The organism is Pantoea sp. AG1095, assembly GCF_003208415.1.
Taxonomy (GTDB): Bacteria; Pseudomonadota; Gammaproteobacteria; order Enterobacterales; family Enterobacteriaceae; genus Pantoea; species Pantoea leporis.
In genome coordinates this window covers 334076-351009 of record NZ_QKMJ01000001.1, presented here as the reverse complement: position 1 = coordinate 351009, position 16934 = coordinate 334076, and the positions used below count along the sequence as shown (strand labels likewise).

At 51.4% G+C, this 16934-nt stretch carries 11 protein-coding genes; 5 read left to right on the top strand and 6 right to left on the bottom strand.

What is annotated here, in order from left to right:
- The first annotated feature begins 35 nt into the window (after positions 1 to 35).
- From ycaO to pflA, 4 genes are all read left to right on the top strand, one after another.
- Complete coding sequence (gene ycaO / locus DEU53_RS01685; RefSeq protein WP_110865842.1) at positions 36 to 1799, top strand: 30S ribosomal protein S12 methylthiotransferase accessory factor YcaO; 1764 nt, start codon at positions 36 to 38, stop codon at positions 1797 to 1799.
- A gap of 356 nt (positions 1800 to 2155) precedes the next feature.
- The gene (gene focA / locus DEU53_RS01680) at positions 2156 to 3016 is read left to right on the top strand and encodes a formate transporter FocA (protein ID WP_101760961.1); all 861 of its coding nucleotides are present in this window, start codon (positions 2156 to 2158) and stop codon (positions 3014 to 3016) included.
- Between the two features lie 69 nt (positions 3017 to 3085).
- Positions 3086 to 5368: a formate C-acetyltransferase gene (gene pflB / locus DEU53_RS01675; RefSeq protein WP_101760962.1), complete on the top strand. Its 2283-nt coding sequence runs from the start codon at positions 3086 to 3088 to the stop codon at positions 5366 to 5368.
- Positions 5369 to 5532: 164 nt separating this feature from the next.
- Entirely contained in the window at positions 5533 to 6273 is a 741-nt protein-coding gene (gene pflA / locus DEU53_RS01670; RefSeq protein WP_101760963.1) for a pyruvate formate lyase 1-activating protein, read from the top strand.
- A 55-nt stretch (positions 6274 to 6328) separates the two neighbouring features.
- Here the strand turns inward: pflA and DEU53_RS01665 are convergent, their stop codons facing one another.
- The 6 genes from DEU53_RS01665 to lrp form a co-directional block, all read right to left on the bottom strand.
- On the bottom strand, positions 6329 to 7480 hold the full coding sequence (locus DEU53_RS01665) for an MFS transporter (protein ID WP_110865841.1): 1152 nt from the start codon (positions 7478 to 7480) through the stop codon (positions 6329 to 6331).
- A gap of 313 nt (positions 7481 to 7793) precedes the next feature.
- Positions 7794 to 9086, bottom strand: a complete 1293-nt coding sequence (gene serS, locus DEU53_RS01660) for a serine--tRNA ligase (protein WP_110865840.1) — start codon at positions 9084 to 9086, stop codon at positions 7794 to 7796.
- A 99-nt stretch (positions 9087 to 9185) separates the two neighbouring features.
- Positions 9186 to 10532, bottom strand: a complete 1347-nt coding sequence (locus tag DEU53_RS01655) for a replication-associated recombination protein A (RefSeq protein WP_110865839.1) — start codon at positions 10530 to 10532, stop codon at positions 9186 to 9188.
- A 7-nt stretch (positions 10533 to 10539) separates the two neighbouring features.
- Positions 10540 to 11151 (bottom strand): outer membrane lipoprotein chaperone LolA, encoded by a 612-nt coding sequence (gene lolA, locus DEU53_RS01650; RefSeq protein ID WP_110865838.1) that lies wholly within the window; start codon positions 11149 to 11151, stop codon positions 10540 to 10542.
- Between the two features lie 175 nt (positions 11152 to 11326).
- Positions 11327 to 14713 carry a DNA translocase FtsK 4TM domain-containing protein gene (locus DEU53_RS01645; RefSeq protein WP_110865837.1) on the bottom strand — a complete coding sequence of 1129 codons (3387 nt, stop codon included), beginning with the start codon at positions 14711 to 14713 and terminating at the stop codon, positions 11327 to 11329.
- Between the two features lie 119 nt (positions 14714 to 14832).
- Positions 14833 to 15327 carry a leucine-responsive transcriptional regulator Lrp gene (gene lrp, locus DEU53_RS01640; protein ID WP_006118610.1) on the bottom strand — a complete coding sequence of 165 codons (495 nt, stop codon included), beginning with the start codon at positions 15325 to 15327 and terminating at the stop codon, positions 14833 to 14835.
- A gap of 522 nt (positions 15328 to 15849) precedes the next feature.
- Between lrp and trxB the strand changes: the two genes are divergently transcribed.
- The gene (trxB, locus tag DEU53_RS01635; RefSeq protein ID WP_061717155.1) at positions 15850 to 16815 is read left to right on the top strand and encodes a thioredoxin-disulfide reductase; all 966 of its coding nucleotides are present in this window, start codon (positions 15850 to 15852) and stop codon (positions 16813 to 16815) included.
- The last annotated feature ends 119 nt before the right edge of the window (positions 16816 to 16934 follow it).

Here is a 16934-nt window from a genome sequence, read left to right as displayed (position 1 = left end):
TTACGCCCACCCCATTGACTTAAGAGAGCGCCACCATGACGCAAACGTTTATCCCCGGAAAAGACGCCGCACTGGAAGATTCCATTGCTCGCTTTCAGCAGAAACTGCAAGACCTTGGTTTCAACATTGAAGAAGCTTCCTGGCTGAATCCGGTGCCACACGTCTGGTCAGTACACATTCGCGATCGCGACTGCCCGCTGTGCTTTACAAATGGCAAAGGTGCTAGCAAAAAAGCCGCTCTGGCTTCAGCGTTGGGCGAATATTTTGAACGCCTCTCTACTAACTACTTCTTCGCCGATTTCTGGTTGGGTGAATCCATCGCTAATGGCGATTTTGTTCACTATCCAAATGAAAAATGGTTCCCGCTCACCGAGGACGACAGCCTGCCAGAAGGCATTTTGGATGCGCGCCTGCGCAAGTTCTATGATCCTGATGAGAGCCTGGGTGCTTCTGAGCTGATTGATCTGCAATCCGGCAATGACGAGCGTGGAATTTGTGGCCTGCCATTTACCCGTCAATCTGACCAGCAAACAGTGTATATCCCGATGAACATCATCGGTAATCTGTACGTTTCGAATGGTATGTCTGCCGGTAACACTGCGAACGAAGCGCGTGTACAGGGTCTTTCTGAAGTGTTTGAGCGTCATATTAAGAATCGCATCATCGCCGAATCCATCAGCCTGCCAGAAATTCCAGAAGAGGTGATGCAGCGTTATCCTGGCGTAATTGAAGCAATTGAACGTCTGGAAGCAGAAGGTTTCCCAATCTTCTCATACGATGCGTCACTCGGCGGCAAATACCCGGTTATCTGCGTTGTTCTGTTCAATCCAGCAAATGGTACCTGCTTCGCTTCGTTTGGCGCACATCCGGACTTTGGCGTCGCACTTGAGCGAACCGTTACTGAACTGCTGCAGGGCCGTGGTCTGAAAGATCTCGACGTGTTCACACCGCCGACGTTCGATGATGAAGAGGTAGCGGAACACGCTAACCTGGAAACGCATTTCATCGATTCAAGCGGTCTGATTTCATGGGATATGTTTAAAGACGATGCCGATTATCCTTTCGTCGACTGGAGCTTTGCGGGTACCACTCACGAAGAGTTTGATACGCTAATGGCGATCTTCCGTGCGGAAGATAAAGAAGTCTATATCGCTGACTATGAACATCTGAGTGTTTACGCTTGCCGCATTATCGTGCCGGGCATGTCTGATATTTATCCAGCAGAAGATCTGCTGCTGGCAAATAACAGCATGGGCGCACCACTGCGCAAAACCCTGCTGGCGCTGCCAGACAGCCAATGGGAACCCGAAGCCTATCTCGAGCTGATTGTGCAACTGGATGAGGAAGGTCATGATGACTTTACTCGCGTGCGCGAGCTGCTGGGTCTGGCATCAGGCAAAGATAATGGCTGGTATACGCTACGTATTGGCGAGCTGAAAGCTATGCTGGCGCTGGCCGGCGGCGACCTGGATCAGGCTCTGATCTGGACTGAATGGACGATGGAGTTTAATCAGTCCATCTTTAGTGAAGAGCGCGCAAACTACTACCGCTGTCTGCAAACCTTGCTGCTGCTGGCAATGGAAGAGGAACGCGATCCGCTACAATATCATCGCGCCTTTATTCGTATGTACGGCCAGGCTGCTGTTGAGGCTGCTTCAGCGGCAATCAGTGGCGAAGCGCCCTTCTATGGATTGCAAGCGGTCGATCTGGATCTGAAAGCTTTCCCTGCGCATCAATCATTACTCGCTGCCTATGAAAAGCTGCAGACAGCTAAACGTCGTTATTGGTCACAAAAATAGCCTTAACGCTTAAATTTCCATTTATAGAAATTAGGGTATTGGTCAATGGCACTGAAAAAATCAGTGCCATTTTTTTATATTGATCATACAAAGAGATTTAAGTGCATTATTAAATAACAATTCAGCTTTAATCGTTAATGATATTTAACAAAATCTAGTCTTGCCCGCAGCCACCTTCAACTTATTTTGCATAAATTAAAAATTATTTATTACAATAAATTCAATAAGTTAAGCAGAACTCAGACGCATTTACGCTTCGCTTATCAGCGACCTTCCGGTCAAATATGATCCACATCAATTTCTGACCTATACTCCTTTGTTAATATCTTTACAGGCAATTTTTGGAGAGCGTTAGTGTGAAAGCTGACAACCCTTTTAATTCATTATTACCGGCGGCAATGGCGAAAGTTGCAGAAGAAGCCGGCATATATAAAGCTACTAAACGTCCTTTAACCACCTTCTTCCTTGCCATCACTGCTGGCGTATTTATCTCAATCGCATTTGTCTTCTATATCACTGCGACCACCGGAAGTGGAGCAATGCCCTACGGCATAGCAAAACTGATCGGCGGTATCTGTTTCTCGCTCGGTTTAATGTTAGTCGTGGTGTGCGGTGCTGACCTGTTCACCTCAACTGTTTTGATCGTGGTGGCAAAAGCCAGCGGCCGTATCACCTGGCTGCAACTCGGTCGACACTGGTTGACGGTCTATATCGGTAACCTGTTTGGTGCGCTGTTCTTTGTCGCGCTGATCTGGTTAGCCGGTGAACACATGGTGGCGAATGGTGCCTGGGGTTTGAATGTCCTGCAAACCGCTGACCATAAAATGCATCACACCTTTATTGAAGCAGTGAGTCTCGGCACGCTCGCCAACCTGATGGTTTGCCTGGCGGTATGGATGAGTTATTCCGGCCGCAGTCTGATGGACAAAATGTTTGCGATGATCCTACCGGTGGCGATGTTTGTTGCCTGCGGTTTTGAACATAGTATTGCCAACATGTTCCTTATCCCGATGGCCATCGTTATCCGTGATTTTTCCAGCCCGGAATTCTGGCAAATGGCTGGTGCAAGCGCAGCACAGTTCCCATCACTAAGCGTTAGTGACTTTATTGTTAACAACCTGATTCCCGTGACCATCGGCAACATTATTGGCGGCGGATTATTAGTCGGTTTGACCTACTGGGTAATCTATCTGCGTGGCGATGAGCCGGTGCATTAATGAATTGGTACGGGCGTGCTGAGTCAGCGCGCCATACGTCAAAGTCTCCCTAAATAAGGCAGGTATATCATGTCCGAACTGAATGAAAAAATGGCGTCAGCCTGGGAAGGATTTAGCGCCGGCGAATGGCAGAACAGCGTCAACGTCCGTGACTTTATCCAGAAAAACTACACACCGTATGAAGGCGACGAATCCTTCCTCGCTGGCGCGACGCCGGCCACAACTAAGCTGTGGGACAGCGTACTTGAAGGCATCAAAATCGAGAACCGCACCCACGCGCCGGTAGATTTTGACACCGATCTGGCTTCAACCATCACCTCTCACGATGCCGGCTACATCAGCAAATCGCTGGAAAAAATCGTTGGCCTGCAAACTGAAGCACCTTTGAAACGTGCCATCATCCCGTTTGGCGGCATCAAAATGGTTGAGGGTTCTTGCAAGGTTTATGGCCGCGAACTTGATCCCGCGCTGAAAAAAGTCTTCACTGATTACCGCAAAACCCATAACCAGGGCGTGTTCGATGTTTACACCCCTGACATCATGCGCTGCCGTAAATCAGGCGTGTTGACGGGTTTACCGGATGCCTATGGCCGCGGTCGTATCATCGGTGACTATCGCCGCGTTGCGCTGTACGGCATCGATTTTCTGATGAAAGACAAAGTTGCGCAGTTCAATTCTCTGCAGAGCGATATGGAGAATGGCGTTGACCTCGAAGCCACCATTCGCCTGCGTGAAGAGATCTCTGAACAGCACCGCGCACTGGGTCAGATCAAAGAGATGGCTGCGAAGTATGGTTCAGATATCTCGCTGCCCGCTACCAATGCTCAAGAAGCCGTTCAGTGGACTTACTATGGCTATCTCGCGGCGGTGAAATCTCAGAACGGTGCGGCAATGTCCTTTGGTCGCGTATCCACCTTCCTTGATGTGTATATCGAGCGCGATATTCAGGCCGGAAAACTGACTGAAGAAGAAGCACAGGAACTGATTGACCATCTGGTGATGAAACTGCGTATGGTGCGCTTCCTGCGTACGCCTGAATACGATGAGCTGTTCTCCGGTGACCCAATCTGGGCAACAGAATCACTGGCGGGTATGGGCGTCGATGGCCGTACTCTGGTGACTAAAAGCACCTTCCGTTTCCTGAATACGCTTTACACCATGGGGCCATCTCCGGAGCCAAATATGACCATCCTGTGGTCAGAAAAACTGCCGGTTAACTTTAAGAAATACGCCGCAAAAGTGTCTATCGATACATCCTCATTGCAGTATGAGAATGATGACCTGATGCGTCCTGACTTCGACAACGATGACTATGCTATCGCCTGCTGCGTTAGCCCAATGATTGTCGGTAAGCAGATGCAGTTCTTCGGTGCGCGTGCCAACCTGGCAAAAACCCTGCTGTACGCAATCAACGGTGGCGTTGATGAAAAACTGAAAATGCAGGTGGGTCCGAAAGAAGCACCAATCACTGACGAGATTCTTGATTACGACATCGTGATGGAGCGCCTGGATCACTTCATGGATTGGCTGGCTAAGCAGTACGTCACCTCCCTGAATATCATTCACTACATGCACGATAAGTACAGCTACGAAGCTTCACTGATGGCGCTTCACGATCGTGATGTTTATCGCACCATGGCCTGTGGTATCGCGGGTCTGTCTGTTGCGGCTGACTCACTTTCTGCCATCAAATACGCCAAAGTGAAAACCATCCGTGATGAAGATGGTCTAGCGGTAGACTTTGAAATTGAAGGCGAATATCCGCAGTTTGGTAATAACGACTCTCGCGTTGATGACATGGCGTGCGATTTGGTTGAACGTTTCATGAAGAAAATTCAGAAACTGCAAACCTACCGTAACGCGGTGCCAACTCAGTCAGTGCTGACCATCACTTCTAACGTGGTTTACGGTAAGAAAACCGGTAATACGCCAGACGGACGTCGTGCGGGTGCGCCATTCGGTCCGGGTGCTAACCCAATGCACGGCCGTGATCAGAAAGGTGCGGTGGCTTCACTGACCTCCGTCGCAAAACTGCCCTTTGCTTACGCGAAAGACGGCATCTCTTATACTTTCTCCATCGTGCCAAATGCGCTGGGTAAAGATGATAACGTGCGTAAAACCAATCTTGCTGGCCTAATGGATGGATATTTCCACCATGAAGCCAACATTGAGGGCGGTCAGCATCTGAACGTTAACGTGATGAACCGTGAGATGTTGCTGGATGCGATGGAACATCCTGAGAAGTATCCGCAGCTGACCATTCGCGTATCCGGTTATGCTGTGCGCTTCAACTCGCTCACCAAAGAGCAGCAGAAAGATGTAATTACCCGTACGTTTACTCAGTCGCTGTAATCGTAGTTCACTGAGATTGAAAGGCTCCTGCGGGAGCCTTTTCTCCACAAGTCCGTTTTGCCAGTTTGCTGGTGCTGGCGACCTGGCAAAATCGACTTTCACTTTTAGAGCACAACATAGATTGTGCTGCCTGATATTCAGGCTCACCTGGAGAACTCATCGCAATGTCAACCATCGGTCGTATCCACTCCTTTGAATCCTGCGGCACCGTTGACGGCCCAGGCATCCGCTTCATTACCTTTTTTCAGGGCTGCCTCATGCGCTGCTTGTATTGCCATAACCGCGATACATGGGACACGCATGGCGGTAAAGAAGTTACCGTTGAAGAGTTGATGAAGGATGCGCTCTCATATCGTCACTTCATGAATGCATCTGGCGGTGGCGTGACGGCGTCGGGTGGCGAAGCGATCTTACAAGCGGAGTTCGTGCGTGACTGGTTCCGCGCTTGCCAGGCAGAAGGCATTCATACCTGTCTCGACACTAACGGCTTTGTTCGTCGCTACGATCCGGTGATCGATGAATTGCTTGATGCCACTGATTTGGTAATGCTCGATTTAAAACAGATTAACGATGATGTGCATCAGATTCTGGTGGGCGTTTCCAATCATCGTACGCTGGACTTTGCGCGCTATCTGCAGAAGAGAGGCAAACGCACCTGGATCCGCTTTGTAGTGGTGCCTGGCTACTCCGATGATGATGACTCCGTTCATCGCTTGGGTGAGTTTACCAAAGATATGGATAACATAGAGAAGATCGAATTGCTGCCTTACCACGAGTTAGGCAAACACAAATGGATCGCCATGGGCGAAGAGTACAAGCTGGATGGTGTTAAGCCGCCGAGCAAGGAAACCATGGAGCGAGTGAAGAATATCCTCGCCAGCTACGGCCATGAAGTGATGTATTAACCGCAAACAAAAGGGGAACCACCGGCTCCCCTTTTTACTATTTCATGGGAATGCGTTAAGCATGTGCGACAGGAGTAGCCTGATGATCGGCTTTGCGCAGTAACATCACCAGATAAACCAGTGCAACTGCAGCAATCATCACAAACAGCAGGCGGTCAGAGTAATTCTGCATCAGCATTGACGTCATTCCCGGCCCCACCAAACTGCCCACGGTATAGCTAAACAGTAACGCCTGATTCATTGCCACTAACTCATGATGCGCGACGGTTTCGCACGCCCAGGACATCGCCACCGGATAAAGTGTAAAACCCGCAAGACCCAGCACAAACAGCGCTGGCGCCATCGCAGTATCACCTAACATAGCAATCGCACCCAGGATAACCACAAACACTTGCACACGCAGCACCATCAGGCGACCAAAGCGATCGGCTAAACGTCCTACCGGCCACTGACCGACAATGCCGGAGCTGACCAGTAACGCCATCCAGTAACCGACGTTTGCATCACTCATGCCCTGATGTGACAGATACAATGGCATCAAGCCATAAAGTGAGCCGAGAACGATACCGGAAATAATGCAGCCATTGATGCCGAGACGAGAACTACGACGACGCAACATAACCCAAAGGCGCCCCGTTGAAGCTTCTTCTGTCGCAGCGCTGGAATTGACATGCACAAATACTACCGGCAATACCGCACAGATAATCAGTGCAGTCACCCATGGAATCACGTGGAGCAGCTCGGTTGACACGCGGCTCACCAGCAACTGGCCTGCAACAGTGCCGAGGTAATAGATGATCATATAAGCCGCCAGCAACTGACCGCGATTACGCACGGTACCGCTGCATAACAAGGCACTCTCAACCACCACCCAAATCAGTGCACAACCGACACCTGCGGTAAAGCGCAGTAATGTCCAGCTATAGAAACCATCCAGTATCACCATGCCCATGGTCGCTACGGCAAAAAGCACGCTGGCGAGGTAAAAACAGCGATTAAAACCATAACGAGTAATCAACCAGCCCGCGAGCAAGGTGCCCAGCAAGTTTCCGGTGTAATACGATGAGCTAGCCATTCCCACTTGCCAGGTTGGCAATTGATCATGGGTAAGCCAGAGCGGTACCAGCGTATTAAGCACAGCGATAGACACCGTCATAAGCATTAAGCCGCAAAGCAGCAAAACGACGGGGCGCGACCAGGTTGACATAGGGAATAAAACCAAAAGAAATGACGATAATTGCGCGCAGTTTGCCATCGGCTATCTTAAAGTCAATGTGCAAAAATTCGTCGCCGCACGATTTGCTGCGGAACAATTTATTTTTTTTATCTTCAGAGGGTTAGAAGCATGATGAGGGATACAAGTGCGGCATCTATCTATTTGAATTTACGATTTTTAATGGTTAATAGCCATTTCTTGTCGATAACGTTTATTTCTTATTAATTCCGACTAAAAAATAATTATTTTGCCGCTTAAGAAACAAAAAACCCGGCATTGCCGGGTTTATATAATTGCGCGTTGATTAGCCAACGAATTCCAGTCCGCCCATATAAGGACGTAGTACTTCTGGCACTTCGATGCGGCCATCTGCTTGCTGATAGTTTTCAAGCACAGCCACCAGAGTACGACCCACTGCCAGACCAGAACCGTTCAGCGTGTGCACCAAACGCGGTTTCTTGTCGGTTTTGCTACGGCAGCGCGCCTGCATACGACGAGCCTGGAAATCACCCATGTTGGAGCAAGAAGAGATTTCACGATAGGTGTCCTGTGCTGGCAGCCAAACTTCCAGGTCGTAAGTCTTGGAAGAGCCAAAGCCCATATCGCCGGTGCAAAGCAGCACTTTACGGTATGGCAGATTGAGCAACTGAAGCACTTTCTCTGCATGGCCCACCAACTCTTCCAGTGCATCCATGGAGGTTTCAGGCGCCACAATCTGCACCATTTCCACTTTATCGAACTGGTGCATACGGATTAAACCACGCGTATCGCGCCCGTACGAACCGGCTTCAGAACGGAAGCATGGCGTGTGCGCAGCAAGTTTGAGCGGCAAAGATTCTTCTTCAACGATCTCATCACGCACCAGATTGGTCAGCGGCACTTCAGCGGTAGGGATCAGCGCATAGTTGCTGCTACCCGCTTCTTCGCCCAGCGGCTTAGTATGGAACAAATCTTCACCAAACTTCGGCAGCTGTCCGGTGCCATACAACGTTTCCTGATTCACCAGATACGGAACATAGGTTTCAAGATAACCGTGCTGCTGCGTATGCAGATCAAGCATAAACTGGCTAAGCGCACGGTGCAGACGCGCAATCTGGCCCTGCATCACAATGAAACGTGAACCCGTCAGTTTCACCGCGGCGGTAAAGTCCAGACCTTTGGCGGCTTCACCCAGCTCAACATGATCTTTCACCGGGAAATCGAACTGGCGCGGCCGGCCCCAGCGGCTGACTTCCTGGTTCTCGCTGTCATCTTTACCCAACGGGACTTCGTCAACCGGGAGGTTTGGCAATGCGAGGGCAAAGTCACGAATTTCGTTCTGCAGGGCATCCAGTTCTGCTTTAGCCGCATCCAGGCGTTCGCCCAGCGCGTTCACTTCCTGACGCAGCGGCTCGATGTCTTCCCCACGTGCTTTGGCCTGACCGATGGATTTGGATCGGGAATTACGCTCAGCCTGCAGATTTTCGGTTTCTACCTGCAAGACTTTACGACGCTCTTCAAGCGAACGTAAGGTTTCCACATCCAGTTTAAATCCTCGGCGTGCCAGTTTTTCTGCGACTGCGTCTGGCTCGTTACGCAGCAGGTTGGGATCGAGCATGCTAATCCTGTGTAATAAAAGGTTGATTGAACGAATGGCGGGACTTGCATCCCTATGGAATGCAATGAAATCCTTGCTCACCTTACCGTAAGGTGTTTATCAGCGGTAGCGTTTTATCGGGCTATTTTGATCCTGCTCAGCCAGCCAGGCCAGTTTTTCGCCAATTTTCCCTTCGAGCCCGCGATTAGTCGGTTGATAGTAGCGCGTCTGCGCCATTTCAGGCGGGAAATAGACTTCGCCAGCGGCATAGGCGTTAGTCTCGTCGTGCGCATAACGATACTCTTTGCCCAGCCCCATCTCTTTCATCAATTTGGTTGGGGCGTTGCGTAAATGTTCCGGCACATCGTAGTCAGGAAATTCGCGCGCATCGCGCATCGCGGCTTTGAAAGCGGTGTAAACGGCATTACTTTTGGGTGCGCTGGCAAGGTAGACAATCGCCTGCGCAATCGCCCTTTCGCCTTCGGCTGGACCGACGCGCGTAAAGCAATCCCAGGCCGCTAGCGCAACCTGCATGCCGCGCGGATCGGCGTTACCCACATCTTCCGAGGCGATAGCCAGCAAACGGCGTGCGACATACAGCGGATCGCCGCCTGCGGTGATGATTCTTGCATACCAGTAAAGTGCCGCATCAGGTGCTGAACCGCGAACAGACTTGTGCAGAGCGGAGATCAGATCGTAGAAACGATCGCCTTTGTTATCAAAACGCGCCGCTCTTTCACCGGAAACTTCGTTGAGTAATTGTGGCGTTAATTCACGCTGGCCTTCGGCATTGCTTTCAGCCATATCCGCCATCATTTCCAGCGTATTCAATGCCCGACGCGCATCACCGTTAACCAGTTCCGCTATCATACGGCGCGTATTATCCGGCAGCACAATATCGCTTTTGCCATAACCGCGTTCATCATCCTGCATCGCCTGCAGCAGAACCTGTTCAATATCTGCAGTGGTAAGAGACTTGAGTAAATATACGCGGGCACGGGATAGCAGCGCCGAGTTGAGTTCAAACGAGGGATTTTCTGTGGTGGCACCAATAAACGTAATGGTGCCATCTTCAATATGCGGCAGGAAAGCATCCTGCTGACTTTTGTTAAAGCGATGGACTTCGTCGACAAACAGGATGGTGCGTCGACCCACCTGACGATTTTGTCGGGCACGCTCGATCGCTTCACGAATCTCTTTCACGCCAGAAGTGACAGCAGAAATGCGCTCAACATCAGCTTTACCGTAATGGGCGATAATCTCGGCTAATGTCGTTTTCCCTGTCCCAGGCGGTCCCCACAAAATCATCGAATGCAGATGCCCGGCCTCAATGGCGCGCGGCAGCGGTTTACCGGGCGCCAGCAAATGCTGTTGCCCAATGTAGTGTTGCAGCGTCGCCGGCCGCATACGCGCGGCCAGCGGCTGAAACTCATTCGATGGAGCGAAATCCAGAGACAGGTTACTCACCGTGACCTCACTGACGTTGATCGTCCACCGTTACCCCTTTTGGCGGCCTAAAGGTGAATTTGTCTTGGCTAATAGCGCCGTTGTTTTGGCTCTTCAGCTGATAATCGCTGTGCTGACCATCTTGCTCAATCGCGCTGAACTTATTGATGGTGCCAGACGATGTCACATTGATGGTGAACTGCTTAAGGTTGCCATCACTGCTCTTTGGCGTTAGCTCGAAGTTATCGCCCTGCTGCTTGATGTTGTACTGTTTCCAGTCGCTTGGCTGGTTACGCGCAATCAACATAAACGGCGTGTTGCTGGCTGCATTTTGCAATAGGCTAACGCTGGCTTGTTCAACGAAGGGATTGTAGAACCACAGATTTTTGCCATCAGAAATAATTACGCTTTCATCCGGCGCGGTCATGTGCCAGTTAAACAAGCTTGGGCGCTTCACCCACAGCTCGCCTTCACCATCCTGCACATTGGCACCGCTGCCATCGGTCACTTTCTGACTGAAGCTGGCATGGAAGCTGTTCACTTTATTAAGACGCTGTTGCAGATCGCTGGACGCATCCGCCAATACTGATGCGGAAACAAAACTGGCCAACAGGCCATAGGCAATAACGCGTAATTTCATCTGATTCGATTCCTTATTTATTGTTTCCCGACACTTACAGCATTAAACGTAGTTGCCGTCCTGTCTCTTCGACAGGAGAAAAAGCCGAAAGCTCCCGAAGATATGGGGATCGACCAACAGATAAACAATGGGCCAGTGTTAACTGGCCCATAAGCAGACAACTGCACGCGATAAATTACATCTCGTGTGGTGGCGGCGAAAGCACTTCGCGGTTGCCGTTATGTCCCGGTTCAGAAACGATGCCCTGCGCTTCCATCTGCTCGATGATACGTGCGGCACGGTTATATCCGATACGGAACTGGCGCTGAACTCCAGAAATGGAGGCTCGGCGTTTTTCCACTACGAAAGAGACCGCCTGATCAAACAGCGGATCCAGCTCTTCATCGCCCATCATTCCGCCAGCTGCGCTCTCACTCTCTTCACCAGCAGTAATGCTTTCGATGTATTGCGGACGACCGCGTGCTTTCCAGTCCTGAACCACCGCATGCACTTCCTGATCGCGCACGAATGCACCATGCACACGTACAGGCATTGAGGAGTTTGGCGGCATGTACAGCATGTCACCCATCCCCAGCAGCGATTCTGCACCGCCCTGATCGAGGATGGTACGTGAGTCGATCTTGCTGGAAACGGTGAAGGCGATACGCGTCGGTATGTTGGCTTTGATCAGACCGGTAATCACATCAACCGACGGACGCTGTGTCGCCAGCACCAGGTGAATACCCGCCGCTCGCGCTTTCTGAGCCAGACGAGCAATCAACTCTTCGACTTTCTTACCGACCGCCATCATCAGATCGGCAAATTCATCGACCAGCACCACGATATAAGGCAGTTTTTCCAGCACCGGCGGTGTGGTGTCCATGCTATCGCCCGGTTTCCAGAACGGATCCGGAATCGGTCGACCCATCGCGGCAGCCTGCTCAATCTTCTCGTTATAGCCGGCCAGATTACGCACGCCCAGCGCAGACATCAGTTTATAGCGACGCTCCATTTCACCAACACTCCAGCGCAGCGCATTGGCCGCATCTTTCATGTCTGTAACCACTTCGGTCAGCAAGTGAGGGATGCCTTCGTAGACTGACAGCTCGAGCATTTTCGGGTCGATCATGATAAAGCGCACTTCTTCCGGCGTGGCTTTATACAGCATGCTAATGATCATGGTGTTAACGCCCACTGATTTACCGGAACCGGTGGTACCGGCAACGAGCAAGTGCGGCATTTTCGCCAAATCAGCCACCACCGGCTGGCCAGCAATGTCTTTACCCAACACCACTGCAAGCGGTGACGGGTTTTCACGAAATTTAGGGCAATCCAGTACTTCGCGCAGATAAACGGTTTGACGATGTTTATTTGGCAGTTCAAGCCCGACGTAAGGCTTGCCTGGAATCACTTCCACCACGCGCACGGCAACCGCAGACAGAGAACGCGCCAGGTCACGCGACAAGTTAGAAATACGGGAAGCTTTAACGCCTGGCGCTAAATCGAGTTCGAAGCGGGTAATGACCGGACCAGGTGAAATACCTACAACCTCCGCCTTCACTCGATAATCAGCCAGGCGTGCTTCAACCAGCCGCGCGGTTTGCTCCAGCGCAAACATATCTACCGGCTCTTCTTCTGCCGGTGGTGACGTGAGCAGATCCAACGTAGGCAGCGGCGTAGAAGGTTTTTCCAGCGGCTGTTCATGGCGAACCAGGAACGGATGGAACAAGCTGTCCTGCACAGGCGCAGCAGGTTTCACTGGTGCAGGCGGCGCAGAATAAGCTTCCTGTTCCGGCGACGACCATGGGCTGGATTCAGCACTCAACGGCGGCATTGCCGCTGGCTCCGGCGCAGCAGGTTGTTGCCACGACGCGGGCTCTTCCGGCTCTGGCGATGCAGAAATAGTGAACAGTGGCTCGCTCGGGCTATCGTCGACCAAATCTTTCATTGGTGAAAAATCAAAAGCAGACGACGTATCCAGATTAAATACCGGTGCTTCCTTCACTTCAGGTTCGTTATAGCGTTGCTGCTGCTGATCGGCGAACTGGCGTGCAAGTTGAGCCTGCTGCAATGCATCCTCATCATCAGGCTCAGACGCTTCCTGCCAGCTTTCACCGTAACGATTCTGCTGCTGCGACGCGAAGGCTTCACGCAACTGCGCCTCTTGCAGCTCAACATCCTGTTCCTGTGGAGGAACGCTGTAAGACGCAGTGACTTCTGGCTGTTGCTGCTCAGCATCTTTAGCCTGCTCTTCCGCCATACGCTGCGAAGGCAACTTAATGCCGTACGAAGCTAACTCACGTCGTGTTGGCAACTTAACTTTGTTTGGACGCGGCAACTCTGGACCAATGCCCTGCTTCACCTGCGGGTTGTAATCACGCTCAGGTACGATATCGAAGGCAGGTGAATAAGCAGCAGGTGATGTCGCTGCTTTGACTGCTCCAGCGGCAAGTGAAGCGGCGGCGAGACTGTTTAAAGGTGCAGAAGATGAAGCGGCATCCTGCCAGTTGCCCATGCTCGGGCCCTCATCGTCATCAGCCGGCGAAAACGGTGAAGGAGCTGCTTCACCTGGCATCTCGAAACGATAGAGCGGAGCAGAAGGCTGCGCGATTGGTTGTTGCGCTGCAGCAACAGGCTGAGGAGCCGGAGTCGACTGAGCCGTGGCTTCGGCAACGCGTGGCATTGCGTCGGGTTCGGCAGATGCGGCTGGAGCAGGCTGCATAGCAGCTGGAGTTTGCTGTGCGGCTTGCGTAGTAACCGCAATTGCAGCGGCAGTTGCCGCACTCGCCTTCGCCAGCAGCGGATCGTCGCTCAACTCCGCAGCAACCGGTTCGCTCACCTTGCGCGGTTTAGCTAACAACACATCATCGTCGTCATTAACGGAGTGTGCAGCATGCATCGGAGGCGACACCTCATCAGCAAGCTCTTCGTCGTCATATTCTTCTTCCTGCCAGGGTTCGTCATGTCGTGAACGGTTGCTGGCAAAGGTCAGAATACCCATCACCACGCCGCCGATCTTCTCGGCAATCGTCAGCCATGACCATCCGGTGTAAAGCGTGATGCCGGCAGCCCAGACGCACAGCAGCGTCAAGGTGCCGCCAGCAGAACTGAACCACGGCGCCATCGCATTGCTGACCAGGCTGCCGATTACGCCGCCGGAAGCAAAATACCAGATGTCATCTACGTTGAGCGCCGCCAGACCACAGGTCGTTACCACCAAGGCCAGCACGCCAATCAGGCGTAAACCAACGGCAAAGTAGTCGATGTAATCCTGACGATCGCGTTGGCGGAAGGTGATCCAACACAGACCAATAATGACGGGAGGAATGGCGTAGGCCATCACGCCAAAGATGAACAATAGCGTATCGGCCAGCCATGCGCCGACGCTACCACCCAGATTATGGATAGGTTCGTGCCATGCGGTTTGTGACCAGCTTGGATCTGACGGGTTAAAACTAACCAGCGACACCATCAAATAGATGGCGAACAAGGCCACAAGAATGAGCAACGCTTCCAGCAGACGACGTCCACTGCTCAGCGGTTGTAACGAAACATCTTTATCTTCTGTATATTCCTGGCTCAAGAGAACTCTCCAGGTGCCTGTAAATTAAGAAGGCAACAACGTCGGGCATGCCCGACGCTGGTCCTGTATGAATTCACAGGAGTGTACCGAAATCCTGCAAGCTTTGCACCTGCCCTGCACTACCGGGTTTTGATCACCAGACGATTGCTCTGTTTGACCTCTTCCATCACCACGTAAGTACGGGTGTCGTTTACGCCCGGCAGACGCAGCAAGGTCTCACCCAGTAGTTTACGATAAGCGGACATATCCGGTACGCGGGTTTTCAGCAGGTAGTCAAAATCACCGGAAACAAGGTGACATTCTTGAGTTTCCTCAAGTTTTTGCACGGCGGCGTTAAATTGTTCAAACACATCTGGCGCACCACGATTCAGAGTAATCTCAACGAAAACCAGCAGTGAAGCATCCAGATAATGCGGGTTGAGCTGCGCGGTGTAGCCCAGAATGAAGCCTTGACGCTCGAGGCGGCGCACGCGCTCAAGACATGGAGTTGGCGATAATCCAACACGTTTGGAAAGCTCGACATTAGAAATTCGACCGTCTTTCTGCAGTTCATTCAGAATATTTCTGTCGATACGATCTAAATCTTTTCCGGGGCGTTTCTTATTGTCTACCATTATTATTGTCTCTCTTAATTCCTTCCCTTTACCTGCCACACCCTGAAAACGCTCATTGTTCAGGGCCTTACTGAAGTGAAGACCATAAGCCTGTGCAGTAACGCGTCCATCCGTATGACGCATGTTGTCTGTCCACATCATGCGTCACTACCAATGTCAGGCTGAGTTTATTCGGCTAAACAGCCCAAAACAGAAATGAAATTCTGTTTTGAATCGCTAAATATTCTCTGCTTCTCCCAATGTTTTCGCAAAAGCGCAGGCGATTGTCAAAGTAAAACATCCAAATTCAGTACAAGATGCCAGATAGAGTTCTGGGTTGCTGTTTTTAAATGAGAATTTTTATGCTGCTGCACCACTAATTGCCGAGCATTGCCCCCTTTTGGCGCAACGCGCGTGCAAAAGTTGCACTCATCGTCTACGCCGCTCGCAGTGATTGTTAACAAAATTGCTGGAGCCTTTTTTTGCGGCGTTAATTTCCCTACAATCAAAAACTATGTTGTCAGAAAAAAAATTGAGGAACGCATGAGTACGGCCAAACACAGTAAGCTGCTCATTCTGGGCTCCGGCCCTGCCGGTTATACTGCTGCGGTATATGCAGCGCGCGCTAACCTGAATCCGGTGTTAATTACCGGACTGGAGAAAGGAGGTCAGCTCACCACCACCACCGAAGTGGAGAACTGGCCAGGCGATGCAAACGATCTGACCGGTCCAGCGTTGATGGAGCGCATGCAGGAGCATGCCGAGAAATTCAACACCGAGATCATTTTTGACCACATTCATACCGTCGATTTGCAGAACCGTCCGTTCCGTCTGGTCGGCGACAGCGGTGAATACACTGCTGATGCGTTGATCATCGCCACTGGCGCATCGGCACGTTATCTCGGATTGCCATCAGAAGAAGCGTTCAAAGGCAAAGGCGTCTCTGCTTGTGCGACCTGCGACGGCTTCTTTTACCGCAATCAGAAAGTTGCCGTCATTGGTGGCGGTAACACTGCCGTTGAAGAAGCGCTTTATCTGGCTAACATTGCTGCAGAAGTGCATCTGATTCACCGTCGCGACAGTTTCCGCGCTGAGAAAATCCTTATTGACCGTCTGATGGAAAAAGTGCGCAATGGCAACATCGTGCTGCACACCGACCGCACGCTGGATGAAGTGGTTGGCGATCAAATGGGCGTGACGGGCTTGAAACTGCTGTCTACCAAAGGTGAAGCGGCTGAATCACTGGACGTCGCTGGTTTGTTTGTCGCCATCGGCCACAGTCCAAATACCGCAATTTTTGATGGTCAGCTGGATTTGGAGAATGGCTACATCAAAGTGCAGTCTGGTTTGCACGGCAACGCCACGCAAACCAGCATCCCAGGCGTGTTCGCTGCCGGCGATGTGATGGATCATATTTATCGTCAGGCAATTACCTCTGCCGGTACCGGCTGTATGGCGGCGTTGGATGCGGAACGCTTCCTCGATGGACTGGTTAAAAACGATAAGTAAGTTGTTAATAACCTGATCATAATCGCTAAAAGGCGGCCAGTTTTGGTCGCCTTTTTTGTTACCTGCGTGCTACAGTTCACGCGCCCGATATTGCTGGGTTTTCATCCGGGATTCACATC

Excerpts from the sequence above, each read along its gene's own strand:
- lolA (WP_110865838.1), bottom strand. The coding sequence starts at position 11,151 with ATGAAATTACGCGTTATTGCCTATGGCCTGTTGGCCAGTTTTGTTTCC.
- pflA (WP_101760963.1), top strand. The coding sequence starts at position 5,533 with ATGTCAACCATCGGTCGTATCCACTCCTTTGAATCCTGCGGCACCGTT.
- trxB (WP_061717155.1), top strand. The coding sequence starts at position 15,850 with ATGAGTACGGCCAAACACAGTAAGCTGCTCATTCTGGGCTCCGGCCCT.
- lrp (WP_006118610.1), bottom strand. The coding sequence starts at position 15,327 with ATGGTAGACAATAAGAAACGCCCCGGAAAAGATTTAGATCGTATCGAC.
- serS (WP_110865840.1), bottom strand. The coding sequence starts at position 9,086 with ATGCTCGATCCCAACCTGCTGCGTAACGAGCCAGACGCAGTCGCAGAA.
- pflB (WP_101760962.1), top strand. The coding sequence starts at position 3,086 with ATGTCCGAACTGAATGAAAAAATGGCGTCAGCCTGGGAAGGATTTAGC.
- ycaO (WP_110865842.1), top strand. The coding sequence starts at position 36 with ATGACGCAAACGTTTATCCCCGGAAAAGACGCCGCACTGGAAGATTCC.
- DEU53_RS01665 (WP_110865841.1), bottom strand. The coding sequence starts at position 7,480 with ATGTCAACCTGGTCGCGCCCCGTCGTTTTGCTGCTTTGCGGCTTAATG.